24 protein-coding genes and 3 pseudogenes are annotated in these 23,174 nt (G+C 70.4%); 16 read left to right on the top strand and 11 right to left on the bottom strand.

Translation table 11 applies throughout. The features are described 5' to 3' along the window. Positions 1-158 precede the first annotated feature (158 nt). Positions 159-497 carry a DUF2516 family protein gene (locus ACWGH4_RS04725; RefSeq protein WP_453455605.1) on the top strand — a complete coding sequence of 113 codons (339 nt, stop codon included), beginning with the start codon at positions 159-161 and terminating at the stop codon, positions 495-497. 263 nt (positions 498-760) lie between these two features. Here ACWGH4_RS04725 and ACWGH4_RS04730 read toward each other — a convergent pair whose 3' ends face one another. From ACWGH4_RS04730 to ACWGH4_RS04740, 3 genes are all read right to left on the bottom strand, one after another. Beyond that, positions 761-2,002, bottom strand: a complete 1,242-nt coding sequence (locus tag ACWGH4_RS04730; RefSeq protein WP_453455608.1) for a PP2C family protein-serine/threonine phosphatase — start codon at positions 2,000-2,002, stop codon at positions 761-763. A gap of 265 nt (positions 2,003-2,267) precedes the next feature. Further along, positions 2,268-3,365 carry an NlpC/P60 family protein gene (locus ACWGH4_RS04735; protein WP_453455611.1) on the bottom strand — a complete coding sequence of 366 codons (1,098 nt, stop codon included), beginning with the start codon at positions 3,363-3,365 and terminating at the stop codon, positions 2,268-2,270. 262 nt (positions 3,366-3,627) lie between these two features. Next, positions 3,628-4,413, bottom strand: a complete 786-nt coding sequence (locus ACWGH4_RS04740) for a class I SAM-dependent methyltransferase (protein ID WP_453455614.1) — start codon at positions 4,411-4,413, stop codon at positions 3,628-3,630. A 204-nt stretch (positions 4,414-4,617) separates the two neighbouring features. Between ACWGH4_RS04740 and mshA the strand changes: the two genes are divergently transcribed. The 3 genes from mshA to ACWGH4_RS04755 all read left to right on the top strand — a co-directional run bounded on the left by mshA (position 4,618) and on the right by ACWGH4_RS04755 (position 8,352). Beyond that, on the top strand, positions 4,618-5,958 hold the full coding sequence (gene mshA / locus ACWGH4_RS04745; RefSeq protein ID WP_453455617.1) for a D-inositol-3-phosphate glycosyltransferase: 1,341 nt from the start codon (positions 4,618-4,620) through the stop codon (positions 5,956-5,958). Positions 5,959-6,059: 101 nt separating this feature from the next. Further along, a complete protein-coding gene (locus ACWGH4_RS04750; protein WP_453455620.1) occupies positions 6,060-6,560 on the top strand; it encodes a YbjN domain-containing protein in 501 nt (166 codons plus the stop codon). Positions 6,561-6,675: 115 nt separating this feature from the next. Beyond that, the gene (locus ACWGH4_RS04755; protein WP_453455623.1) at positions 6,676-8,352 is read left to right on the top strand and encodes a glycosyl hydrolase family 28-related protein; all 1,677 of its coding nucleotides are present in this window, start codon (positions 6,676-6,678) and stop codon (positions 8,350-8,352) included. Positions 8,353-8,468: 116 nt separating this feature from the next. Here ACWGH4_RS04755 and ACWGH4_RS04760 read toward each other — a convergent pair whose 3' ends face one another. After that, positions 8,469-9,797: an MDR family MFS transporter gene (locus tag ACWGH4_RS04760; protein WP_453455626.1), complete on the bottom strand. Its 1,329-nt coding sequence runs from the start codon at positions 9,795-9,797 to the stop codon at positions 8,469-8,471. 153 nt (positions 9,798-9,950) lie between these two features. On the opposite strand from ACWGH4_RS04760, the gene ACWGH4_RS04765 reads away from it, so the two are divergent. Next, entirely contained in the window at positions 9,951-10,712 is a 762-nt protein-coding gene (locus ACWGH4_RS04765) for a phosphoglyceromutase (RefSeq protein ID WP_441266775.1), read from the top strand. Between the two features lie 91 nt (positions 10,713-10,803). Here ACWGH4_RS04765 and ACWGH4_RS04770 read toward each other — a convergent pair. Beyond that, a pseudogene (locus tag ACWGH4_RS04770) lies at positions 10,804-11,169 on the bottom strand (tyrosine-type recombinase/integrase); the annotation flags it as partial. Positions 11,170-11,297: 128 nt separating this feature from the next. Between ACWGH4_RS04770 and ACWGH4_RS04775 the strand changes: the two are divergent. Beyond that, a complete protein-coding gene (locus ACWGH4_RS04775; RefSeq protein ID WP_453455687.1) occupies positions 11,298-11,819 on the top strand; it encodes a hypothetical protein in 522 nt (173 codons plus the stop codon). Here ACWGH4_RS04775 and ACWGH4_RS04780 read toward each other — a convergent pair. Beyond that, on the bottom strand, positions 11,767-12,462 hold the full coding sequence (locus ACWGH4_RS04780) for an IS5 family transposase (RefSeq protein WP_453455630.1): 696 nt from the start codon (positions 12,460-12,462) through the stop codon (positions 11,767-11,769). The two genes, ACWGH4_RS04775 and ACWGH4_RS04780, sit on opposite strands and share 53 nt — an antisense overlap. 6 nt (positions 12,463-12,468) lie before the next feature. Between ACWGH4_RS04780 and ACWGH4_RS04785 the strand changes: the two genes are divergently transcribed. Continuing rightward, complete coding sequence (locus ACWGH4_RS04785; RefSeq protein ID WP_453455633.1) at positions 12,469-12,600, top strand: hypothetical protein; 132 nt, start codon at positions 12,469-12,471, stop codon at positions 12,598-12,600. A gap of 341 nt (positions 12,601-12,941) precedes the next feature. Here ACWGH4_RS04785 and ACWGH4_RS04790 read toward each other — a convergent pair whose 3' ends face one another. Further along, positions 12,942-13,934, bottom strand: a complete 993-nt coding sequence (locus ACWGH4_RS04790) for a calcium-binding protein (RefSeq protein WP_453455636.1) — start codon at positions 13,932-13,934, stop codon at positions 12,942-12,944. Between the two features lie 110 nt (positions 13,935-14,044). Next, positions 14,045-14,263, bottom strand: a complete 219-nt coding sequence (locus tag ACWGH4_RS04795) for a hypothetical protein (RefSeq protein WP_453455638.1) — start codon at positions 14,261-14,263, stop codon at positions 14,045-14,047. 1,168 nt (positions 14,264-15,431) lie between these two features. On the opposite strand from ACWGH4_RS04795, the gene ACWGH4_RS04800 reads away from it, so the two are divergent. Beyond that, positions 15,432-15,938 (top strand): hypothetical protein, encoded by a 507-nt coding sequence (locus ACWGH4_RS04800; RefSeq protein WP_453455641.1) that lies wholly within the window; start codon positions 15,432-15,434, stop codon positions 15,936-15,938. A gap of 606 nt (positions 15,939-16,544) precedes the next feature. Here ACWGH4_RS04800 and ACWGH4_RS04805 read toward each other — a convergent pair. Then, the gene (locus tag ACWGH4_RS04805) at positions 16,545-16,991 is read right to left on the bottom strand and encodes a GNAT family N-acetyltransferase (RefSeq protein WP_453455643.1); all 447 of its coding nucleotides are present in this window, start codon (positions 16,989-16,991) and stop codon (positions 16,545-16,547) included. A 5-nt stretch (positions 16,992-16,996) separates the two neighbouring features. Here ACWGH4_RS04805 and ACWGH4_RS04810 point away from each other — a divergent pair, with 5 nt between their 5' ends. From ACWGH4_RS04810 to ACWGH4_RS04835, 6 genes and pseudogenes are all read left to right on the top strand, one after another. Continuing rightward, positions 16,997-17,152, top strand: a complete 156-nt coding sequence (locus ACWGH4_RS04810) for a hypothetical protein (RefSeq protein ID WP_158708100.1) — start codon at positions 16,997-16,999, stop codon at positions 17,150-17,152. A 189-nt stretch (positions 17,153-17,341) separates the two neighbouring features. Further along, positions 17,342-17,494: a hypothetical protein gene (locus ACWGH4_RS04815; RefSeq protein WP_158708099.1), complete on the top strand. Its 153-nt coding sequence runs from the start codon at positions 17,342-17,344 to the stop codon at positions 17,492-17,494. 63 nt (positions 17,495-17,557) lie between these two features. Further along, entirely contained in the window at positions 17,558-17,935 is a 378-nt protein-coding gene (locus ACWGH4_RS04820) for an effector-associated constant component EACC1 (RefSeq protein WP_364936475.1), read from the top strand. Positions 17,936-17,975: 40 nt separating this feature from the next. Further along, positions 17,976-18,539: pseudogene (locus ACWGH4_RS04825) on the top strand (caspase, EACC1-associated type); the annotation flags it as partial. Positions 18,540-19,503: 964 nt separating this feature from the next. Then, positions 19,504-19,791, top strand: a complete 288-nt coding sequence (locus ACWGH4_RS04830; protein WP_453455648.1) for a hypothetical protein — start codon at positions 19,504-19,506, stop codon at positions 19,789-19,791. Positions 19,792-19,801: 10 nt separating this feature from the next. Next, complete coding sequence (locus tag ACWGH4_RS04835; protein ID WP_453455651.1) at positions 19,802-20,245, top strand: hypothetical protein; 444 nt, start codon at positions 19,802-19,804, stop codon at positions 20,243-20,245. Positions 20,246-20,261: 16 nt separating this feature from the next. Here ACWGH4_RS04835 and ACWGH4_RS04840 read toward each other — a convergent pair whose 3' ends face one another. Both ACWGH4_RS04840 and ACWGH4_RS04845 read right to left on the bottom strand, forming a co-directional pair. Continuing rightward, on the bottom strand, positions 20,262-21,185 hold the full coding sequence (locus ACWGH4_RS04840; protein ID WP_453455654.1) for a MarR family transcriptional regulator: 924 nt from the start codon (positions 21,183-21,185) through the stop codon (positions 20,262-20,264). Positions 21,186-21,223: 38 nt separating this feature from the next. Further along, positions 21,224-21,673 (bottom strand): annotated as a pseudogene (locus ACWGH4_RS04845) (IS5 family transposase); the annotation flags it as partial. Between the two features lie 4 nt (positions 21,674-21,677). Here ACWGH4_RS04845 and ACWGH4_RS04850 point away from each other — a divergent pair. Continuing rightward, positions 21,678-21,842 carry a hypothetical protein gene (locus ACWGH4_RS04850; RefSeq protein ID WP_453455657.1) on the top strand — a complete coding sequence of 55 codons (165 nt, stop codon included), beginning with the start codon at positions 21,678-21,680 and terminating at the stop codon, positions 21,840-21,842. A gap of 535 nt (positions 21,843-22,377) precedes the next feature. Beyond that, positions 22,378-23,085 (top strand): LppU/SCO3897 family protein, encoded by a 708-nt coding sequence (locus ACWGH4_RS04855; protein WP_453455660.1) that lies wholly within the window; start codon positions 22,378-22,380, stop codon positions 23,083-23,085. The last annotated feature ends 89 nt before the right edge of the window (positions 23,086-23,174 follow it).

The following is a 23,174-nucleotide window of genomic DNA, read 5'->3' on the forward strand; positions in this document are numbered from 1 at the left end:
CCCGGCCCCCCCGCGCCGCGCGCCGCCGGCCGCGCCGGGAGCCAGGCCCGCGCGCCGCGGCACGCGGCGCCCGGCACGTTCCTCGCGCTGCGGGCATCCTCGGAGGTACCTTGGCGGCGAGGCAGGCGACACCAACCACTGAGTAGGCGGTGCTGAGGATGCTGGCTGACAGTTTCGACTTCGGGCTCTGGATGATCGTCAACCTGGTCTTCCTGGTGACGTCCGTGGCCGCTCTCGTCATGGCCGCCATGGCCCGTGACGACGCCTACCGGGCCGCCGACAAGAAGACCAAGCCGTTCTGGCTGGTCATCCTCGGTGTCGCGGTCGCCGTGAACCTCTTCGTCCCGATGCTGTTCCTGTCGATCGCCGGCCTGATCGCCTCGATCGTCTTTTTCGTCGACGTGCGCCCCGCCCTCCAGCAGGTCTCCGGAGGCGGCAGGCGGCGTGGCGGCTCAAGCAGCGACGGCCCGTACGGCCCCTACAACGGCGGCCGGTGACCGTCCAGGACGACCGAAAGCCCGGCTCATGGAATCGCCGGTGTGCCTGTTCTCGACGTCCGGTGCTCGTCGCCGATCACGAGTCTCGGCCGGTACGTGCGGTGCCCTGCCCACGATCGCTGCACATGACCGCGGTACGCGACCGCTGACGCGATGCCGGACCGTGACGCAATGCGCGACAGTCGGCGTAATGCGCGACAGTCGGCGCGATCCCGGACCGGTGATGCGAGGGACCACCGGTGACCGCGACGGGCGACCGTCGCTCAGCGGCGGGTCCCGTCGCGGCTCAGCAGCAGTACCGCCACGTCGTCGGTGAGGTCGCCGCCGTTCAGCTCGCGCACCTCGCCGACGGCGGCCTCGAGGAGCGTCTCGCCTTCCAGCCCGGCCGACAGCTGGCGGTTGATCATCGCGAGCATGCCGTCCTGGCCCAGCCGCTGCTTGGTGTCCGGGCCCTTGCGGCCCTCTATGAGTCCGTCCGTGTACATCATCAGGCTCCAGGAGCCGCCCAGTTCGACCTGGCGGCGCGGCCAGCGGGCACGCGGCAGCAGGCCGAGCGCCGGGCCGCCGTCGTCGTAGGGGAGCAGCTGCGCGGCCCGGCCGTACCGGGCGATCAGCGGGGAGGGGTGGCCCGCCAGGCAGAGTCCGGCCCGCCGCCCGTCGGCGGAGATGTCCACGGTGCAGAGCGTCGCGAAGATCTCGTCGCTCTCCCGCTCGTGCTCCAGCACCTGCTGGAGGGTGGAGAGCAGGTCGTCGCCGCACAGCCCGGCGAACGTGAGGGCCCGCCAGGCGATGCGCAGTTCCACGCCGAGTGCCGCCTCGTCCGGGCCGTGGCCGCAGACGTCGCCGATCATCGCGTGGACCGTGCCGTCCGGGGTGCGGACGGTGTCGTAGAAGTCGCCGCCGAGCAGGGCGCGGGAGCGCCCTGGGCGGTAGCGCGCCGCGAAGCGCAGGTCGGAGCCCTCGAGCAGGGGGGTGGGCAGCAGCCCGCGCTCGAGCCGGGCGTTCTCCTGGGCGCGCAGCCGGGACTCGGCGAGCTTCACCTGGGCGGTGTCGGCCCGCTTGCGCTCCACCGCGTACCGCACGGCGCGGGTCAGCAGGCGTCCGTCGAGCTCCTCGCGGACGAGGTGGTCCTGGGCGCCCAGCCGTACCGCCTCCGCGGCCAGCTCCGTGTCGCCGGACGCGGTCAGCGCCAGCACGGCGTGCCGGGGCGCGAGGCGCAGGACGTGCTTGAGCGCGCCGAGGGCGTCGTCCTGCGGGCGTCCGGGGAGTGCGAGGTCGACGAGGACGCAGTGGACGTCGTCCGTGAGCAGCCGCTCGGCCTCGGTGAGGTTCCGGGCGGTACGGATGCGGACGCGCGCACCTGCGGCGTCCAGCAGACCCGGAACGCTGAAGGTGCCCGCAGGGTCGTCCTCGATCACGAGGAGTATGAGGTCGCCGCCGCCGGCTCCGCCGGGGGCGGTCTCCGCGACGGGGACGTTCCTCTGTCGCGGTACGGGTACGGGCATCGGTGTTGTTCCTTCCCTCCCCCCGAGGGCGCGGCAGGACGACGATCGACGACCCGCCAGACGGGGACCATAGCGGTATGCGGTGGCCGAACGGAATGGCGATCAGCGAAGAGCCGGTGGCATATGCCGCGCATAGGGGCGTAGTTGCCGGGCGGCCCATGACGAACATCACCCCTGGCGCCCGTTTCGCCCCTTCCTCCGCGTGGCGTGCATCACTTGCGAAGTGGGGTCCGCGTCCTGCCGCCGTGGTCCAGGGTGTCCGGCGTCACTTGTCGGGGCGGACGACGCCGAGGATGGACATCGAGCCGGCGCCGGCCATGGTCACGTTCCTGCCGGGCCGCGGCGCGTGGATGATCGCGCCGTCGCCGATGTACATGCCGACATGGCTGGCGTCCGAGTGGTAGATGATCAGGTCCCCGGGACGCATGTCCTGGATGCGGATCCGGGGCAGCAGCCGCCACTGTTCCTGCGAGGTGCGGGGGATGGTGCGGCCGGCGGCGGCCCACGCCTGTGAGGTGAGCCCCGAGCAGTCGTACGAGTCCGGTCCCTCCGCGCCCCACACGTACGGCTTGCCGAGCTGCTGCGTCGCGAACCGGAGTGCCTCGCGGCCCTGTTCGCTCGCCGTGCCGCCCACGCCCTTCAGGGCGCCGGAGTCGAGCCAGGCGGCCTGTGCGTCGTACTGCGCCCGCTGCTCCAGCTGCAGGAGGGTCGCCAGCTCCTCCTTCTCGAGTTCGTCCTCGAGCTTCTTGGCGGCGGCGATCCGCTCCTTTATCTCCTTCTGTGCCTTCTCCTTCTTGACCCGGTTGGCCTCGAGCCTCTCCCACTGGGCGCTGGCGTCCTTGGTGTATGTGGCCAAGTCCGCCTGAGTGCGGGTCAGTTCGGTGATCAGGTCCTTGGTGGCCTTCTGGCCCTGCTGGATGCGGCCGACGCCGTCGAGGAAGAGCTGGGGGTCGTCGACGAGCGCCAGCTGCGCCTCCGGCGGGAGCCCGCCCGCGCGGTACTGGGCGCGGGCCGCCGCGCCCGCGCGGTTCTTCAGCTCTTCGATCCTGGCCTGGCCCTTGGCCATCTCCTGCGCGAGCTTCACGATCTCGGCCGACTGCTTCTGGGTCTGCTCCTCCGCGAGGTTGTACGCGTCCGTCGCGGACGCGGCCTTGCGGTAGAGGGCGTCTATCTCGAGGCGCACAGCCTCGAGCGACCGGTCCGGCGCTGCGGGCGGGGGCGGCGGGAGCGCGCCGGGCCGGGTGACGGACGCCGGTGTCGTCGGGGCCGGCTCGGGGGCCGCGAAGGCCGTGCCGGGGGACGCCAGCAGCGTCAGAGCGCAGACCAGTGTGATCGCGGCAGTGGCACAGTGGCGTCGGTTCACGACTCCCCCTTCGGACGAACGCCTGGCATCCGGCTGCTTGCGGCGCAGCAGAATGTGATTAACCGTCAGTAACTTGGGCGTGACGTCGTGATGGTGTCATGACGTACACGAAAGTGACAGGGTCGAACGGCACTTCGGCGCGCAGATCACCCCCACAGATCATCCACCCCTGATCGCGCCCGCCGGTTTCTCCCACTCCACTGACGAGCAAGGCCCCCGGTGCGTTCCCGTGTTCGGGTCGTTCACTCGATCGTGGTGCCGTTCATCCCGAATTGGGAGCGAGTGCCGCCCACTTCACGGTCACCTCTCCCTGCCGCCACCGTCTCCGGTCGTCCGCCAGCGGCCAGGTGCCCGCGAGGTCCGTCACGGCCTTGATCCAGCGCTGCCGGGCGCCCAGGGACGCGTAGGGGGCCGCCGCCGCCCAGGCCCGGTCGAAGTCCCGGAGGAAGGCGTGCACCGGCTCGCCCGGCACGTTGCGGTGGATGAGCGCCTTGGGCAGCCGCTCCGCGAGGTCGGAGGGGCGTTCGAGCGAGCCGAGCCGGGTCGCGAACGTCACCGTCCGGGGCCCCTCCGGGTCGAGCGCCACCCACACGTGCCGCCGCCCGATCTCGTCGCAGGTGCCCTCCACCAGCAGGCCGCCGGGCCCGAGGCGGCCGCACAGCCGCGCCCACACGGCGGCCACCTCCGCCTCGTCGTACTGGCGCAGTACATTGGCGGCCCTGATGAGCGCGGGCCGGTCCGTGGTCGGGACCTCGAAGCCGCCGTGGCGGAAGGCGAGCCCCGCCCGCTCGTACGGCTTCGCGGCGCTGACCCGCGCGGGGTCGATCTCGATGCCGACGACCTCGCACCGGGGATCGGCGGTGCGCAGCCGCTGAAGCAGCTCCACCGCGGTCCACGGGGCCGCCCCGTACCCGAGGTCGACGGCCACGGGTGCCGTGCCGGCGCGGCGCAGGGCGGGGCCGTGCGCATGCGCGATCCAGCGGTCCATGCGGCGCAGCCGATTGGGGTTGGTCGTCCCGCGGGTCGCGGTGCCGACGGGGCGGTTCATGCAGAAGAGGGTATGCGGTCGGACCGGCGCACAACGGACGTGGTCGGCGGCCCCCGGCGCAAGGGGCGCGGCGGCCGTGGAGGGTAATGATTCGGCAAAGTGGGCCCCCGAAGGAAATGGAAGGAGCCGCTCCGCTGTTGTGAGCCTGTGCGGGACCCCGCTTGCCCCGCGCCTTGCCGTGCCCGCAGCGAGAGGACCGTCGACGTGAGCCAGTACGTGTCCCGCCTCGGCAGCAGCCGGATGGCACCGCGTATCCGGTTCCCCGGCGGCAACCGCAAGCCCCGCCGGGTCGCCATGCTCAGCGTCCACACGTCCCCGCTGCACCAGCCGGGGACGGGCGACGCGGGCGGCATGAACGTCTACATCGTCGAGCTGGCCAAGCGCCTCGCCGCCATCAACGTCGAGGTCGAGATATTCACCCGGGCGTCCGCCGGCGGTCTGCCGCCGGCCGTGGAGCTGGCCCCCGGCGTCCTCGTGCGACACGTCGACGCCGGCCCCTACGAGGGCCTGGCCAAGGAGGACCTGCCTCCTCAGCTGTGCGCCTTCACCCATGGGGTGATGCAGGCGTGGGCGGCCCGCCGCCCCGGCCACTACGACCTCGTCCACTCGCACTACTGGCTCTCCGGCCACGTCGGCTGGCTGGCGGCGGAGCGGTGGGGCGTCCCGCTCGTGCACGCCATGCACACCATGGCCAAGGTGAAGAACGCCGCACTGGCCGAGGGCGACACCCCGGAGCCGGCCACCCGCGTGATCGGCGAGACGCAGATCGTGAACGCCGCCGACCGGCTCATCGCCAACACCGCGGGGGAGGCCGACGAGCTCGCCCGCTTCTACGACGCCGACCCCGCGAAGATCGCCGTCGTCCACCCGGGCGTGAACCTGGACCTCTTCCGCCCCGCGGACGGGCGGGCCGCCGCCCGGGCACGCCTCGGGCTGCCCCAGGAGGCGTTCATCCCGCTGTTCGCGGGCCGGATACAGCCCCTCAAGGCCCCCGACATCCTGCTGCGCGCCGTCGCGACCCTGCTGGAACGCGACCCGTCCCTGCGGCGCCGTATCCACGTCCCCGTCGTCGGCGGCCCCAGCGGCAGCGGGCTCGCCAAGCCGGAAGGGCTCCAGAAGCTGGCCGCCAGGCTGGGCATCGCGGACGTCGTGCACTTCCGCCCGCCCGTCGGCCAGGAGCAGCTCGCGGACTGGTTCCGCGCCGCCTCCGTGCTGGTCATGCCTTCCTACAGTGAATCCTTCGGCCTCGTCGCCATAGAGGCGCAGGCCGCCGGCACGCCGGTGGTCGCCGCTTCCGTCGGCGGTCTCCCGGTCGCCGTCCGCGACGAGCGCACCGGCTTCCTGGTGCCGGGGCACGATCCCGCGCACTACGCGGACGTCCTGGCGGGCTTCGTTCGCGACCCTTCCCGGACCGAGCGGATGGGGGAGGCGGCGGCCCGGCACGCGCAGTCGTTCGGCTGGGACGCGGCGGCGTCGGCGACCGCCGACGTCTATCAGGCGGCCATGTACGAACACCGCCGCCGTACGCGCGCCGCGCACCACTGACGGGTGCCCGTGTCGAGCCTCGTCGGCGGGGCGCGGCGCGGTCCGCGTGGCTGTGACGGCCGTCGCACGCGGGCCGTGTACCACTGACGTACGCTCGCCCCATGGCTGACGTACAGCAGGCGACGCGGGTCATCGAGCAGGCCTTCAAGGACGCCGAACTCGAATGGGAGAGCCCCGACACGGGCTCCTACGTCGTCAAACTCCCGGGCACCCGCAAGCTTTCCACGACGTGCTCGTTCCTCGTCGGCAAGCACTCGCTCTCGGTCAACGCCTTCGTCGTCCGCCACCCCGACGAGAACGACGCCGCCGTCCACCGCTGGCTGCTGGAGCGCAACCTCAAGCTGTACGGGGTGAGTTACGCGATCGACCGGCTCGGCGACATCTACCTCGTGGGCAGACTCCCGCTGTCCGTGGTCACGCCCGAGGAGATCGACCGGCTGCTGGGCTCGATCCTGGAGGCGGCGGACGGCTCGTTCAACACGCTGCTGGAACTGGGCTTCGCGAGTGCCATCCGCCGCGAGTACGAGTGGCGCGTGTCGCGCGGCGAATCGACGCGCAACCTCGACGCGTTCACTCACCTGACCAAGCGGCCCGCCGGCTGACGCCCTGACTTTCCTGTTGCCCGGTGCACGACCCTTTCGGTGCGCCGGGTCCCCGTGGCATGCTCACCGCCGACGTAGACATGAACGGCGTTCACATCCATGTGAAGGTGGCGTCATGGGGACCGATCGACGAGCCATCAGCAGACGCGCACTGCTCGGCAGTGCGACGGCCGTCGCGGCAATCGCCGCGACCGGCGGCCTCGCGGCGGCTCCCGCGACGGCGCGGACCCGTACCACCCCTGAACTGTGGCGGGAGTTCCGCCGCGCGCCCTATACACACCCGCAGATCCCGTACATCGGCAGTGCCGGCCGGGCCGCCGGGGCGCGCCACCTCCCGCGGCGTCCCGTCAGGGCCGACGTGCGCGACTACGGGGCCAAAGGCGACGGCTCCGTCGACTGCGCACCCGCCATCAACCGTGCCGTCGCCGCTGTCGGCGAACGCGGCGGCGGCACGGTCGTCGTCCCGCCGGGCACGTACCGCATCGACGACGTCATCCGCATCGGGCACAGCGACGTCGCCCTGCGCGGCGCCGGGAGCGGCCGCACCACCCTCCTCGCCACCAGGAACCTCACCGAACTCATCGGTCCCTACGGCTCCCGCTACGGCGGTGACAAATCCTCCTGGTCATGGGCCGGCGGCCTCATCTGGCTCTGCCCGAAGGACCGTTACGCCTCCCTCACCGACGCCATCAGGGCCAGGGCATGGCCCTTCGAGGGCTGGACCGGCAACCGGCGCGACGAGTGGACCACCCTCGCCACCGTCGCCCCCGCCCGCCGCGGCGATCGGTCCGTCACCGTCTCTGACACCTCCGGGCTGCGCCGCGGACAACTCGTCATGCTCCGCCTCGCCGACGACGCCGGCCACACCCTGCTGCGGCACATGGCCGGCGACGGGGAGGGGACCAAGACGTATGTCTGGGACGACAAGACCAAGTTGACGTCCTACGTCCCCTACGAGTGGCCCGTTCGCATCACTTCGGTCGACCGCGGCCGGGTCAGCCTCGAGCGCCCGCTTCCCCTCGACGTACGCCCCGAATGGGACCCCCGCCTCACCACCCTCGTCACACCGCTCACCGGATCCGGCGTGGAGGGCCTGACCCTCGCGGCCGTCGAGACGCCGCAGTCCCCGCACCTGCTCGACAAGGGCTACAACGGCGTCACCTTCCAGTGCGCGTACGACTGCTGGGCCGACGACGTCACCGTGCGCCACGTCGACAACGGGTTCGGCCTCGTCGCGGCCTCGGCCTGCACCCTGCGGCGCACCCGGGTCGAGGGCCGCGGCTCGCACCACCCCTACTTCTGCCGCGAGGGCTCGCACGACAACCTCGTCGAGGACTTCACCGTCGCGCGCCGCACCGTCCCGGCGCCCGCCGGGACCCAGTTGCACGGCATCAACGTCGAGGGCCTGTCCAGCTACAACGTCTGGTCGCGCGGTGTGATGGAGATGGGCACCTTCGACACCCACCGAGGCATGCCGTTCGCCAACGTCCGCACCGAGATCACGGTGGAGAACAACGGCCGCCACGGCGGCGACGCCAGCGCCGGCCCCCTCTACGGCGCCCGCTTCACCCATTGGAACGTCACGGTGACCAACGGCCGCGCGGGCCTCGTCCGGATCGACGGGATCGCCCCGTACAGCGCCACCGTCGCCATCAGCGAGGTCCGCGAGTTCGACCAGACCGACGTGCCGGACTTCGCCGGCCCGCTCAACTCCCGCCTGGAGGCGTACGGAGCTCCGGGCGCCGTCCACCCCGCCAATCTCTACGAGGCACAACGCCGACTGGGCCGCTGAACAGTGGCATGTCCGTAGGTCCCACGTCGGGCTCGCCCTTGCCTTCCGGTGCGCTGCGCCAGCGGGGACCTGCGTGACGGAGGAGCCGGCGCCTGGACGCCGGTGACCCTGTCCCGTCAGCCCCCGACCGGGGCCGCGCCCTGCTCGGTCTCCTTGTCGTCCACGTCCGTCACCTCTGCCGCCTTCGCGACCGCCACGGCCTTGGTCACCGAAGGCTCCACCGGACCGCCCGTCTCCGCCAGCGCCCGCCGCAGCAGCAGCGAGTAACCCACCGCCGCGACCGCGCCGACCACCGCGCAGCCCATCCACAGAACGTCCGGGCCCGGGCCGTCCACGACCCAGCCCGCCAGGATCGGCGCGACGAAACCGGCGACGGCCCAGGACATGCCCATCACGCCCTGGTAGCGGCCCCGGGCGTGCTCGGGGGCCAGCCGGGCGGTGGCGGCGGCGTTCGTCGGGACGTGCACCATCTCGCCGAGCGTCCACACCACCACGGTCGCCGCGAACACCAGCGGGGTGCCGGCCAGGGCCGTCGCCCCGGTGCCGACGGCGAAGAGCAGCGACGAGACGGTGAGCAGCGCGGCAGGCGAGCGTTTGTCGGTGATCCTGTTGACGAGCAACTGCAGGGCGACGATCACCACACCGTTGACGGCGATGACCATGCCGTACGAATCGGCCGACAGACCCTCACCGGCCATGGTCAGCGGCAGGCCCACCCACGGGGCGGTGAAGATCAGGCAGACCAGCAGGTTCAGCAGGACCAGGGTGCGGAACGGTGCGTCCTTCAGTACGTCGAGGACGGTCACCCGCTGCTCCTCGACCCGCTCACCGGCACTGTCGACGCGGGCCGCGGGCCGGGTCTCGCCCAGCCGCATGAAGACGATCACCGCGCACAGGGCCGTCGCCACGGCGTCGGCCACGAACAGGGTCCGGTAGCCGAGGAAGATCGCGGCACCGCCGCCGAGCGCGGCGACGGCGAAGCCCAGGTTGAGGGCCCAGTAGTTGAGCGCGTAGGCCCGGCGCAGCTCGGACTCCGGGACCATGTCCGCGATCATCGCGCTGATCGCCGGCCGCACGGCCTGCATCGCCACGCCCATGAGGAGCACCACGACCGCGATGCCCCAGGCGCTGCTGACCACGGCGAGGGCGGCGGCGCAGGCCGCGCCCGCCAGGTGCATCGAGATCATCGTTGGGCGCCGGCCCCACCGGTCGGTGAGCATCCCGCCGAGCGGGGACCCGGCCACGCCGCCGAGCCCGTGCAGGGCGATGACCAGACCGGCGTACCAGGCGGAGTAGCCCAGTTCCTGGGTGAGATAGAGCGACAGGAAGGTGAGCACGAACGCGCCGGTCCGGTTCACCAGCGTCGAGGTCCACAGCCACCAGAAGCCGGGAGGCAGCCCCGAGACGGTCGTGCGCGCTGAGCGTCCGAGCGAAGCGATGGACATACGGGAGCCCCCCACGGCTGTAATGGTCTTCTGAAGCATCCGCAACTTACTTAGCGGGAGGCGCAGGGCGCCACTCAATTGACGGCGATCGTCAACGGTCCGCTCCTCGGGCAGCCGCGCGGCGCCGGCGGCGCGTCGATTAGGCTCGGGCGCATGGCCGACGCACCGTACAAGCTGATCCTCCTCCGCCACGGCGAGAGCGAATGGAACGCGAAGAACCTGTTCACCGGCTGGGTGGACGTCAACCTCACGGAGAAGGGCGAGAAGGAGGCAGTCCGCGGCGGTGAGCTGCTCAAGGACGCCGGTCTGCTCCCCGACGTACTCCACACCTCGCTCCAGAAGCGCGCCATCCGCACGGCGCAGCTCGCCCTGGAGTCCGCCGACCGCCACTGGATCCCGGTCCACCGGACCTGGCGGCTGAACGAGCGCCACTACGGCGCCCTTCAGGGCAAGGACAAGGCCCAGACGCTGGCCGAGTTCGGCGAGGAGCAGTTCATGCTCTGGCGCCGCTCGTACGACACGCCTCCGCCGGTCCTCGCCGACGACAACGAGTTCTCGCAGGCGAACGACGCCCGCTACCAGACCATCCCGAGCGAGCTGCGTCCCCGCACCGAGTGCCTCAAGGACGTCGTCGAGCGCATGCTGCCGTACTGGTACGACGGCATCGTCCCCGACCTGCTCGCCGGCCGCACGGTCCTGATCGCCGCCCACGGCAACAGCCTGCGCGCGCTGGTCAAGCACCTGGACGGCATCTCCGACGCGGACATCGCCGGCCTGAACATCCCCACCGGCATCCCCCTCGTCTACGAGCTCGACGCCGACTTCAACCCGGTCAAGCCGGGCGGCACCTACCTCGACCCGGACGCGGCGGCGGCGGCGATCGAGGCGGTCAAGAACCAGGGCAAGAAGAAGTAAGTTGGGTGATCATGCCCCCGACCTGCGCGAATGGTGCGGGGCGGGGGCATTTTCATGGCCTGGGCCCACTGTGGGCCCTCAGTGCCGGTGATCAGTCCGGCCGCAGAGCCTTGCCGAGAGCGTTCCGCGCGCGGTCCCGGGTGGTGGGCATGAGGTGGGCGTACACCTTGAGCGTGAGCCCTGGATCGGAGTGCCCCAGGTACTCGCTGACGGCCTTGATGCTCTCCCCGGCGTCCAGCAGTACGGACGCGTAGAAGTGCCTCAGCGCGTGCATGCCGTGCTCACGTGCGGCAGCGTGCTCGCGACTCTTCGCGGTGGGGATGACGCCCACTTTGGCGAGTGCGGGCTTCCAGTGGTCCTCGTTCCACGACGTACGCCAGACGTGCCCACCGAGCGGGCCGGTGAAGATCAGCCGCTTGGTCACAGGCGGGCCGCCGGCGCGCATCCACGGCAGCGCTAAGAAGCCGTTGCTGAACCGGGTATGAGCTTTGAGTTTCTGCTGGTCAGGCATGGTTTCGGTCGGATTGAGGGATGGTCTCGACGTTCTGTTTCCGCTAGATCGTCGAGGGGTGCGCGGTGGCGTCGATGCTGGGGTTGCTGGAGGCACGGGAAACGGCCGCCCGCGAGCGGGTGGAGGGCCTGCGGGAGGCGGCGGCCCGTGCGGCTGCGGCGCTGGAGGCCGCCGAGATTGAGCTGGACCGGCGAGTGATCGCACGCGGAGAGCTCGTCGATGCCCTGGCTGCGTCTGCCGAAGAGACCACCGTCGCGGTGGAGGCCGAAGGCAAGGAAGCGTCTGCTGCTGTGTCCGCGTCTGTGCCGGGATCGATCGTGCCGCCGTGGCGGGAGGGGCTGTCGGTGTCGGTGCTCTCGCCCGACAACCAGCGGATTTTGAACGTGCTCCAGGACCGACCGGACCGTGAGCCGGCACGGGCCAAGGACATCGCGGCGGCACCGGGCATGGATGACGCGGTCGCGGCGAAGGTCGAAGGGGTGCGGTCGAAGGCCAGGCGCCTTGGCGAGCGCGGGTGGTTGCTCCAGGAGGCGTCGGGGGCGTTCAGTGCCGGCCGTCGGCTCGTGGCCGGGCCAGGCGGCGGCTCGTCCGCGTGATCATCGAGAACAGGATCATCGCCTCGCTGGTCGCGGTGAGCGTCTCGTAGTCCCGGCACAGACGGCGCGAATGCATCAGCCGGCTCAGTGTTCTCTCCACCACCCAGCGTCTCGGCAGCACCACGAACCCCTCCATGTCGTCGGTGCGCTTGACGACTTCGAGGGCGAAGGCGAGCTTCTGACGGCACCAGTCGACGAGTTGGCCGGAGTATCCGCCGTCGGCCCAGACAAGGCAGATGTCCCGGTGCAGGTTCCGCAACCGCTGCAGCAGGGGCACGGCCGCCTCGCGGTCGCCGACGTTCGCGGCGGTCACCGCGACGACCAGGAGCAGGCCGAGACAGTCGGTCACGATGTGCCGCTTCCGCCCGTTGATCTGCTTGCCTCCGTCGTAGCCGCGTGAGCCGGCGGGTACCGTCGCGGCGGCCTTCACCGACTGCGCGTCGATGATCCCGGCCGTCGGTTCCGCCTCGCGGCCCTCGCGGATCCGGACCCGCTCACGCAGCCGGTCGTGGAACTCGGTGATCAGTCCGTGCTGCCGCCAACGGCGGAAGAAGGCGTAGACGCGGTCCCAGCCGGGGAAGTCCACGGGCATTGACCGCCAGGAGATCCCGCCCGCCACGAGATAGCGGATCGCATCCAACATCTGCCGGTGGCAATACCCTTCGGGCTGCCCGCCCCGCCCCGGCCCTCCAGCCAGGCAGGCGTGGGCAACAGCGGCCGTACCACCGTCCACTCCTCGTCGCTCATGTCCGATGGATACCGGCGCACCCGGTCCGGATGATCTGCCGCGTTGCCGTACACGTGAGGCAATCGCACGACACGACGGCCGAGTTGAAGTCTGCGGGCGCCAGCGCGTACAACAACGACAACGGGGCCTCCTTGGGCCGCTCGGTCAGGTTCGCACCACCGAGCTACCAAGAGGCCCCGCCTTCATGTCCGCACCACCGCAAGATCACCCGACCAGGAACCTTGTTCGACCTGCACGTTCCATGATCGGTACGACAACGGCTTCTAACCCCTGGGCGCTCTGGAGCCGCGTCGCAGAGCGTCGAAAACGGGCCCCGGCACGTCCCTCGCCTCAGCGGCGACCGACGCACGGGGCCCGTTTCTGGTGATCGTTGATCAGGTGTTGCAGCCGGTTCCGGTGGTGGGGTTGGTGCAGCTGTTGTGGCCGGTTCCGCCGTCGTTGGTGTTGGTCCCGGGGCCGCCGTTGAGAGCGTCGTTGCCGGGGCCGCCATCGTTGGCGTCGTTGTCGGCACCGCCGGACAGGGCGTCGTTGCCGTTGGCGCCGATGAGGGTGTCGTTGCCGTTGCCGCCGGTGAGGGTGTCGTTGCCGTTGCCGCCCTCGACGCGGTCGTTGCCGTCGCCGCCGGTGAGTGAGTCGTTGCCGTCGGCGCCGCAGATCAGGTCGTTGCCGCCGCGGCCGTCGACCACGTCGTTCCCGGCGAGGGCGAAGATCACCTCGTCGCCGGGGGTGCCGGTCAGGACGTCGTTGCCGTTGGTGCCGGTGATGGTGGCCGTGGCGGTCGCGCAGGTGGGGGGGACCGGCTCGTAGGTGATGGTGACCTGGGCCGACCCGGTGGCGGGTCCGGAGGTACCACCGGACGGGACGAGGTTTGACCCGCCACCGCCACCACCAGGACCTGCCGTGCTATCGCTGTTGATTTGGCCGCAGCCGCCGCCTCCGCCGCCTCCGAACCAGCCGCCTCCGCCGCCGCCTCCCCCGAAGCCGGCGCCGCCGGTGCCGGCGGCACCGGCCGTACCGTCGGTGCCGGCGGTGGTTGGGTTCGGCGAGCATGCGGCTCCGCCGGTGCCGCCGGTGGTCTGGGTTCCTCCGCCACCGCCGACGCCGCTCTGCGGTCTGTCGCCGCCGTCGCCTCCGGTGTTGCCGGCGTCCCCGCCGGTGGCCTCGGGGACCTGGAAGTCGCCGATGGCGGAACCGTAGCCGCCGCCGCCTCCGCCGCCGGCGACGATGAGGCGGGGATCGGTGCCGGGGCTGCCGGTCAGGGTGCAGCCGGAGGCGGCCGAGTTGCAGGTGCGGACGTCGCTGGAACCGCCGCCGACGCCGCCCGAGAAGTTTCCGGTGCCTGGTCCGCCGCCGGTGTTGACGTTCACGAACAGGGTGGTGCCCGGGGTGGCGGTCAGGGTGCCGGTGACGGTGGCGGCGCTCCCGCCTGTGCCACCGTTAGGCGCGTTCTGGCCTGCGGCGCCGGTGGCGGTGACGGTCAGTTGGGTGACGCCGGCCGGGACGGTGAAGGCTGGTTGGCGCCTGCGTTGAAGGTGACGGTCGTCGGCGCCGCCGCGGCAGGCGTGGCGGTGGGCACCACCAGGGCCGCCGGCAGCGCCACAGTGGCGAGCAGGACGGCAGCACGCCTGGCAGCCGTGCGCCGCCGCTCACCCGCGCCACGTCGAGGGAACATGGCATGTTGCAGGGTCGGTCTCACGATGGGGGCTCCTCGACAAAGAGCGCGGCACTCAGGACGTGCCACGGACGTCGGTTGGTGTTCAGGCCGCTGCCGGGACCGCCCGACGATCAAGCCACACGCGTCATGGGCGGCCGTACAGACACACCGTCATACCGCCCGCAATCCACCGACCAGACGTTGCCCGACCCCGAACGCGGTCCTGTGATCCGTTGTCTGACGCGTCAGCCCGCCACCTCCTGACGCCCCAGCGCCGTCGCGCTCATCCGGCGTCCGTCGGACGGAAAAGACCACCCGGCCTCGCGGGGCGGTGGTCTCTTCCGTCTCCCGACGGAGGAGCCAGCGTCCGCAGCCCCGATCTACTAAGAGTTGCCTTGACCTGCGGAAACCGGCTCTTAGTAGCGGAGGGTGGCCGGACGCTGCGGACACCGGCGGACGCTATACATTTTGTTTAGCGTCCACAGGACAGTGCAGGTCAGAGGCGGTGCGAGAGGACCGGCGGACGCTGCGGACGCTGTCTTTCCTCAACTCTCTGGTAATGGGGAGTAGGGACGGCTTTTCAGGCGGGGGCAGGAGCGCGGTGGGCACGGCCGTCCTGCCCCCTGAAAAGCCTTCAGAAGCTCCCCGGAGCGGGTAGCGGCCCGACGGCGCCCGCTGGTCTGCCGTCTGCCCCTTGGAAGGCCCCGACGACGGCAATCCAGGGCGGGGCGGTGGGAGTCCCCCGCCCATGGATTGCCGTCTCCGGACGCGTAAGGCGTGGGATGTCAGAGCAGGGTCAGAGGGTGTCAGCGTCAGGTGTCACGCCGGGTGTCAGAACGGGTGACACCCGTGCCTGCCTAGGGGTTTGGGTGTCAGAGGGTCCCTGACTGTGGAGGTGTCAGGCGGCCGTCAGGGCGGGGTGGGATCAGGGCTGTTTTCAGGACAGGTTGAGCGGATATTCCCTCTCACCCCCATGACTGCAGGGCCCCGATGACTATCATCGAGCACTCGTGATCGCTAAGACGCGGGGGTGCGACCGATCGTGATCGGCCGTCGAGACGTACGTTCAAGCGCCGTCGCCACTCTGGCCGCGATTGCCGTCATGTGTGCGCTGACGGCGGGGTGCAGGTCAGAAGGCCCCGGCCCGACCTCCACGGGCGGAACTGCTTCGCGGACGCCTGCTGCTGCAAAGACGAACCAGGCAGCTGTCTTGTCGCCAGAACTGCTGGAGGCAGCACTTCCCAGGAGGATCAACATGCCACCGGACGTCTCGGACGAGAGAACGGTGAAGGCTTGGAGCATGTCTGATCCGTCCATCTGCCAGTCCGAGGGATGGCCTGACGACTGGTGTGCAGAGGCCATCGCTGTGGGCTTGGGTGGCTACACCAATCTCGACAACCAAGAAGTGGTCGTCAAGCTCATCTCGTTCGATGACCAAGCCACAGCAGTTGCCTTGTTCAAGGGCGCCGGGACAGTGGATGAAGTAGGGCAGAACCCTCCGGGGGACGAGATCGATGGCTTCGAGCCGGAGTCCGCTACCGGGGGGTGGGCCGGCCGCGGTTTCAACGTACGGCAGGGGGCTGTGATAGCGAAGGTGGAGTATGCCTGGGCCAATGGCAGCGAAGTACCCGACCGCCTGATGGACATCACCAAGGTGGTTGTTGAGCGCGTGCAACAAGCCCAGCGTGGAGAGAATCCAACTGCCTCTCTGAGGTAACCACTCGACGGGACACCCTTGTGTTGAGAGGCGTACAGGGAGCGCTACAGCCGCGCACGGTGCTTGTCTGGAACTTCGGCTGGCGCGGGAGCGTGCGAGTCCCAAGACGTGCGGCCGTAGGCCGCTCCTTCTTGCCCCTTCCACACGCGACGGCCGACGGCCCGAACGGCGGCCCGCCCAGATAGAGGCTCGGCGGCGCCCCTCAGACAGGCGCCAGATGGGCCGATTCCGAGTGCTGCTCGGACAGGCCGCTATTCGCTAACGTGCTGGTCGCCTGCTGTTTCGGCCGCTATCAGCGGCGCTAACGCTAGCGCCCCCTGCCGCTAGTCGATAGCGGCCCTGCCGGGCCCCGAGCCGGGCCCCCAGTGGGCCCTCCGAGGACGACAACCAACGACAGACAACGACCACCAACGACGGCTCGACCCCCGGTCAGTTGGGGTGCCCACACCTCTGACCAGGGCCAAAAAACGGGCCCCCCAGACCCAGGGCAAGAGGAAGTAGCACCACCTGCATAAGCCCCCTACCTGTGGTTTCTCCGCCGGTAGGGGGCTTAGAGGTGATCTCGTTTGGTAGGAAGCGGCAGGAGTTGGGTTCGGGAGGTTCAGTTCAGCGGGTGGGAATGTCGCTCATGGGCGGCGTGGGGCGGTTCAGCCGCCAGACCACGTCGATGCCGGAGTCGGAGGGGGCAGCGGGCGGCGTCACCTGCTCACGGCGGACTTCGGTGAAGCCCAGCCGGCGCGGTATGGCGCCGCTGGAGACGTTGGCCAGGTCGTGCGCGATTTCCAGGTATGCCACGCTCGGCAGGGTGAATGCTTCGGCCACCATGGCTGCCGTCGCTCTCGTGGCGATGCCCTGGCCGGTGGCGGCAGGGTGCAACCAGTACCCCATGCACAAGCCCTGGGGTACGGTCCCGCGGTAAGTGGAACACATGCCGATGAGCGCGCCGTTCCGGGTGACGGCGTAGTTGAACGCGTCACCGCTGTCCCATTTCGCGTCGGACTTCGCGAGGAAGTCGCGGGTCTTCTCCTCGCTGTGACTGGCGACCCACGGCATCCACGGTGGTCGGCGAACTGCATGAGCTGCTCGCCCTTCCCCTGGACGAGGGGGACTACGCCCTGGCCTCCGCCGAACTCGGCATGGAGGTGGGCCCGCCCGAGCCGTTCTCCCACGGCGCCTGGTTCCAGTCGCTGGCGGACACACTGTCCGGCGCCTGATCCGGGCGGGCGGTCCGGGACGGGCGTCCCTGCGCCCCTCCGCCGTCGCCCATTGCTCGCCCGCGCGCTGACCGAGAGCAGCTACGCGAACGCCCTGCCGCGAGTGCGGACCGTTTGGTATTTTTTCGCTTACCACGATGCACTCAACACCCGTGAGGTAACACTCTGTTGCCGGTGAGGGAGTACACGATGAGCAAGTGCAAGAGGTGCGAGTCGAAAGAGCTCGACAAGGGCATGACGCTGTGCGACCCGTGCCTGCGGGAGATCGGGACGGCCATGCAGGAGCTGGAGAAGCAGGGCGTTGATCTCCTCGACCCCGATGACCCCGCCAACCCGTACTAGGGACATGTGCACGACGTGGCTGCGGACGAGCGGACCGGACGGACCATCGGCTGGGAGGCCCCGATGACTGAAGCGATCTCCTCACAGATGGCGGGAGACGCCGAGGCACCCTTCGAGGTGGTCCTGTCGGTCTCCGAGCCGGCTGACGTCGGACCGTTGTACCGCCGCCTCAGCCCCCTCCCGGGGCTGGAGGTCTCCCGCATGCGCTCCGGCCCGGGCGAGGGGCAGCTCGGGGTCGTCGAGGTGCTCCAGCTGCTCGTGCCCTCGGCGGCGGTGCTCACGGTCGCGATCCGGACTCTTCCGGCGTTCATCCAGTCCCGGCGGTCGTCCGTGACGGTGACGCTGACACGCGGCAAGCGTTCGGTGACGGTGACCGTCGAGAACTCCGACGACCCGCAGACGGTCCTCGAGATCGCATCCCACCTGCTCAGCGATGACTGACCTGACCGGCCGGGACTACTCCCGTTCGCGGGCGGTCCTCATGGGCACCTGGGACTACACGGACTTCGAGAGGTCACGGGCGGTGGAACGCAGTTACCACCGCATGCGGGAGCTGCTCCTGGACCCGGTGTGCGGCTCGTGGCCCGAAAGCTCCGTCAAGGAGTTCAAGAACCGCCCCACGCTCGGCACCACCCATGTCGAACTCATCGATGCGTTCGTCGCGGCCACGGACATCGCGTTCTTCTACTACGTCGGCCACGGCATCTACGACCATCGCGAGCGGCTGTGCCTCACCGTGCAGGACACCAGGATCGCTTCCGCCTACACGAGCGCCACAGGGTTGTTGTTCGAGGATGTACGGGACGCTTTCCGCGAGAGCCGTGCCGCCGTCAAGATCGCGGTGCTCGACTGCTGCAACGCGGGGCTCGCCGCCCAGGACTACGGCCGTCTCTCCCCGGACCGGCTGCCCCCGGTGTCCGGCACCTACCTGCTGATGAGCAGCAGCGCGTTCGAGAGCTCCTGGTACGAGAAGGAGGACGTCCACCAGGCGCAGACGCACTTCACCCGAGCACTCGTGGACACCGTGCGGGAGGGCGTACCCGGCGGGCCTGCCGGTCTCACCCTCGATCACATCTTCCCCGTGGTCGCCGACAAGCTCGTCGAGAAGGGCAGCCCGGAACCCGGCCGCCGCATCGAGGACAACGCCGCCGGCTGGGTGTTCGCCCGCAACAACGCGCCCGAGGCACCGCCCGAGCCCGGAGGTGATCCCGAAGCTCTCTACCGCTCGGCGTACCGCCTGGAGACCGAAGGGGGTGTCGAGCGGCTCCCTCTGATCACCTTGCGCTATCAGGCAGCCGCCGCGGCCGGACACGCGCCCTCGATGAACCGGCTGGGCCAGATCGCCGAGGGCCGGGTCCAGGCGAGGATGCAGGGCATCGAACCGGAGCCTGTCACCGGCGAGGCGCTCCAGGAGGCGACCGAGTGGTACACGAAAGCCTACGAAACCGGTGATCACGCGGCCCCGCTCCACCTCGGACAGCTCTACGAGGAGCAGTACGGCAACCAGAGGCAGGCGCTGTCCTGGTACGAGCTCGCCGTCCGACGGGGCAACAGTGCGGCGAAGGAACGCCTGGCCGGGCTGCAACAGCGCATCCGTCTGGGGATCGGCCCTTCCCCACAGCCGGAGGACGGGATCGTCGAGGAACCGGACAACGACACCGGGACAGGGCTCACCCACGCCGGTCAGGCCACCGAGCTGCTGCGTGGGCAGTGGCTTGCGGACTGGGGCGGCACGGCGTCAGCGCACCTGGCTCTGGCCGAATGCCTCGATGTGCTCGCGGATGCCTGCGGCGGAACCCACGGCGAGTGGGGAACCCTTCCGGAGGCGGAACAGGCGTACGTGATACGCGACTTCACCGACTCGCTTCCGCCCAGGAAGGAACTCGTGAAAGCCTCACGCCGCTACTACGATTCCGTCGGCCCGGGCAGGCTCCGCGCCCACGCCGCCCGCCTGCGCCGCCGCCGGGCGCAGAGGCCCCCGTCGATCCCCCGGGCACAGGAGGGACGCCATGACGATCCCGCACGTCAGCACGGCACTCCGGCAGACCCTCGAACGCCACCGCTTCTCACTCGTGCCGCAGCCGGGCGTGCCCGTCGGCGAGGAGACCGCGCGCCTCGTGCTCGACCACGGCGGGGAGACCTTCCACGCGGGGCGGGTGAGCCACGACCGGGGGCTGTGGTCGGCCTTCGCCGTCGTCCGCCCGCAGGGGCTCTGGCGGGCCGACGAGGTCGGCCGCTACGAGTCGTTCGAGGATGCCGTGCTCGCCGTCCTGATGAGCTTCACGTACGTGGAGTAGGAGGCCCGGAATGCGTGTCGAACCCCGGTTCCGCGATCAGATCAGGTGCCTCGTCCTCAAGGACCGCAGGGCCAAGGCGCTCGACGAGGCGCTCTCCCCCGGAGACAGGATCGCCTTCAACGGCTTCCTGGTGTCGTTCGTCGCCGTGCTTCTCGCGCCCAGGCTGGGTGACCGGTGTGGCATCGAGGAGCTCGCGGTCTTCAGCGACGAAGTCGCTGCCGCACACCGTGCCGAGCGACGACCGGTCAACGAGTTCGTCGTGGAGGAGGTCCTCCGTGAGGTGTACGGAGTGCCGCTGCTCTTCCTGACGGTCCCCGTGCCGCCCAGAAGCGTATCGGCGGCGGGCGCGGCGATCGTGCGGTATCTGAACAACACGGACAGCACCGTCGCGGCCGACATCGCCCGCATCCTCGACGCCGCCGTGGAACTCAGCCGGCGCCGGGACCCGCGTTGAGGCCGTAGTCGGCGGTTCAGGGAGTGCGCATCAGGTTGCGGAGGCCGGCGACGAGGGCGGGGACATCCCGTTCGATCTCGGCCGGGACCGGGGCCTCTGACGATTCCGCCGACTGGTGCGTGGCCGCGCAGGGGCGGCAGAGGCCGTCCGGGAGCGCTTCGGCCGGGCCGGGGCGACCGCATTCGGTGCACTCGACCAGGAGAGCGCGCACGGGAGTGCCGGGCGGTCCCTGGACCTGTGCGGGTGCTGTGGGCAGCTGGGGCGGCATCTTGTCGGTGAGGCGGCGGCGTACCAGGCCGATGGGTGATCCGATGCGCTCGGGCAGTCCGGCGGTGAGCGCCGAGGTCAGGTAGTCGGCGCTGACGCCGCGTGCGAACCATGCGGCGGCGAGCGGTTCCAGCGTGGCGCAGTCGGCGGCGGAGAGAGCCAGGCGGGGTTCCCTGCGGCCGAGTTCGGCGAGGGCGAGGTAGGCGGGGGACGGGGCCGCGACGGCCGTGGGGATGCCTGCGCTCGGCTCGCCATGCGGCTCTGCGGGTGCGCTCACTGCGGGTCGTTCCGCAGTGCGCTGCTGGGGCACGACCGCCTGCTCGGCGGCGGGTGCCCGCTCCGGGGCGGCGGCGGCCTCGCCCGCGAGCTTGGCGGTCCACCACTCGTTGTCGTGGGCGGTGCGGGACCAGTAGGTGAGCGTCACCCACCGGCACTGGCCGTAGCCTTCGACCCTGCAGCGCACGCGACGCAGGTGCCCTGCCACGGCGAGGGCGCGCAGCGCGGTGCCGATGGCCATCTGACCGTACAGGAGCGCAGGTGGTCCAGAGACTCCTCGATCAACCTGAACATCGGCTCGAAGTCGCTCTGTCCCCGCCAGCGCCGCAGGGCGAAGTCTCCACACTTGATGATCTGCCTCGGCCGTTCCGTGACGGTCATGATTGTCCCGCGGCACGGATCACTGCAACGGGATATGGGTGGGCGGTGGGCCGTCTACCTGGAAAGACGGCGGTAGCAGATCAGAGCAGCGGCGATACCGGCGAAGGCCAGGAAGCGCTCGGCCTTGCGTTCGTAGCGACGGTGCAGGCGGCGGCACCCGGCCAGCCACGCCACGGTCCGCTCCACGGTCCAACGATGGCGGCCCAGCTTCTGGGAGGACTCGATGCCCCGGCGAGCGATGCGCGGCACGACGTGCCGGGAGCGCAGCCATTTCCGCAGGTGGTCGTAGTCGTATCCCTTGTCAGCGTGAAGTTTGGCGGGCCGTCGTCGACGTGGCCCGCGCCGGGAGCGGATCGGCGGGATGCCACGCACCAGGGGTTCCAGGCCCTGGCTGTCATGGGTGTTCGCGGCGGAGATGCCGATGGAGAGGGGCAGACCGGTCCGCTCGGTGATCAAGTGGATCTTCGAGCCTTTCTTGCCGCGATCTACGGGACGGCATGAGGTGCGCATGGACGCGGAGCGTCAGGCCGGGGTCGGAGTGGCCGAGGTACTCGGCGAGGGCCTTGATGTTCTCGCCCGCGTCCAGGAGGACCGAGGCGTAGAAGTGGCGCAGGGCGTGCATGCCGTTCTCGCGGGACTCGGCGAAAGGTCGACCGCGTGGGGACCGGGATGACTCCGGCCGCGGCGAGGGCAGGCTTCCACGCTTCCTCGTGACTCCCCCGCGCGCAGCTCGGCAGCGGCCTGGCGCATCCGGTGCCGGCGAAGCGGCGCGATGCATATCGCCGGGATCGGTACAGCCCGACGACGGCGGCCCTTGGGGTCGTCGTCGCAGAGGACGCCACGCCGACGCCGAGTCTGCCGGCGGACGCAAAGCACGCGCTTGTCCAGGCCGACGTCGACCCGGCGGAGACCGACGATCCCACCCCGCCGGGGCCCACGGTGAGCGGCTCGCTCCGCTCGCCGCGCGGCGAGACCCATCCTCCGCACATGGCCCATGCAGATGAACGGATGATCTGGCCGGGCGGCGATCCGTGGGGTGCTGGATCTGTGCGGGGTGGCCAACGGGGCGGGATAACGGGAGTTCGACTCTCAGCGGCGCCGGAAAAGTTAATATCGCCTGAGCCGCGGCGGGGGAGGGCATTGTGGCAGGCGCATCCGATGATCATTCCACTGCCAAGTTATTGGCGCTCATCGGCGGAATCGCATCCGTGCTGTCGATCCTGACCTGGCTGGGCGTGAGCAACGCGACGGAGCTGAAGGACCTGTTGGCCGACTCGCCCCCATCCAGTTCCAGCCCAGCCCCATCCACGTCTTCGCCGACCGTCGACATCCCCGATGACCCCGGCATCAGTGAGGGGGACGCTGACGAGGTCGACCCCGAGCCGTCGACACCCACTCCGGATCCCACCGAAGAGGCGTTCAAAGCCATCTCGGCCGGCGACTGCCTTGCCGTCTACGACACGGGCCGCGGGGGCACCACCAGCATCGACTGGAGCGTCGATGTTCCGCCGGACCCCGTGTCCTGCGCCGACGCACAGGCGCAGGTCCAGGTGACCGCCACCGACACGGCCTGCCCCACCAGCCATGGGAAGTCGTACTGGAGCTACCGGTCCGCCACCACCGGCAACACCACGAAGCTCTGCCTCACCCGCATCTACCACGCCGCCTACTGCATGCTCGGCCAGCAGTCCGGCTACTCGATCTCCCTCGGCATGATGACGGCCGTGGCCTGCCGACGCGAGCCGGTGCCCGCCCCGTACAACCAGATCATGCACATCACAGGCGTCTACCGCGCCCCGGCGGGCGCCGACGCGAACAACTGCCGCCGGGCGGCAGGCGACCAGACGCGCTACTGGGCCTACCTGGTGGACGACGGCGCCACGCTGCTGTGCACCACGATCTACCAGGGCGGCTGACCGGCATCTCGGCTTCGGCAACCCGCCTCGAAGATCGCCCTGGAGTGCGGAAGCCTCACTCGACCTGATCCTGGGCCCAGGCTCCTGGC

The organism is Streptomyces sp. NPDC054847 (assembly GCF_053610925.1).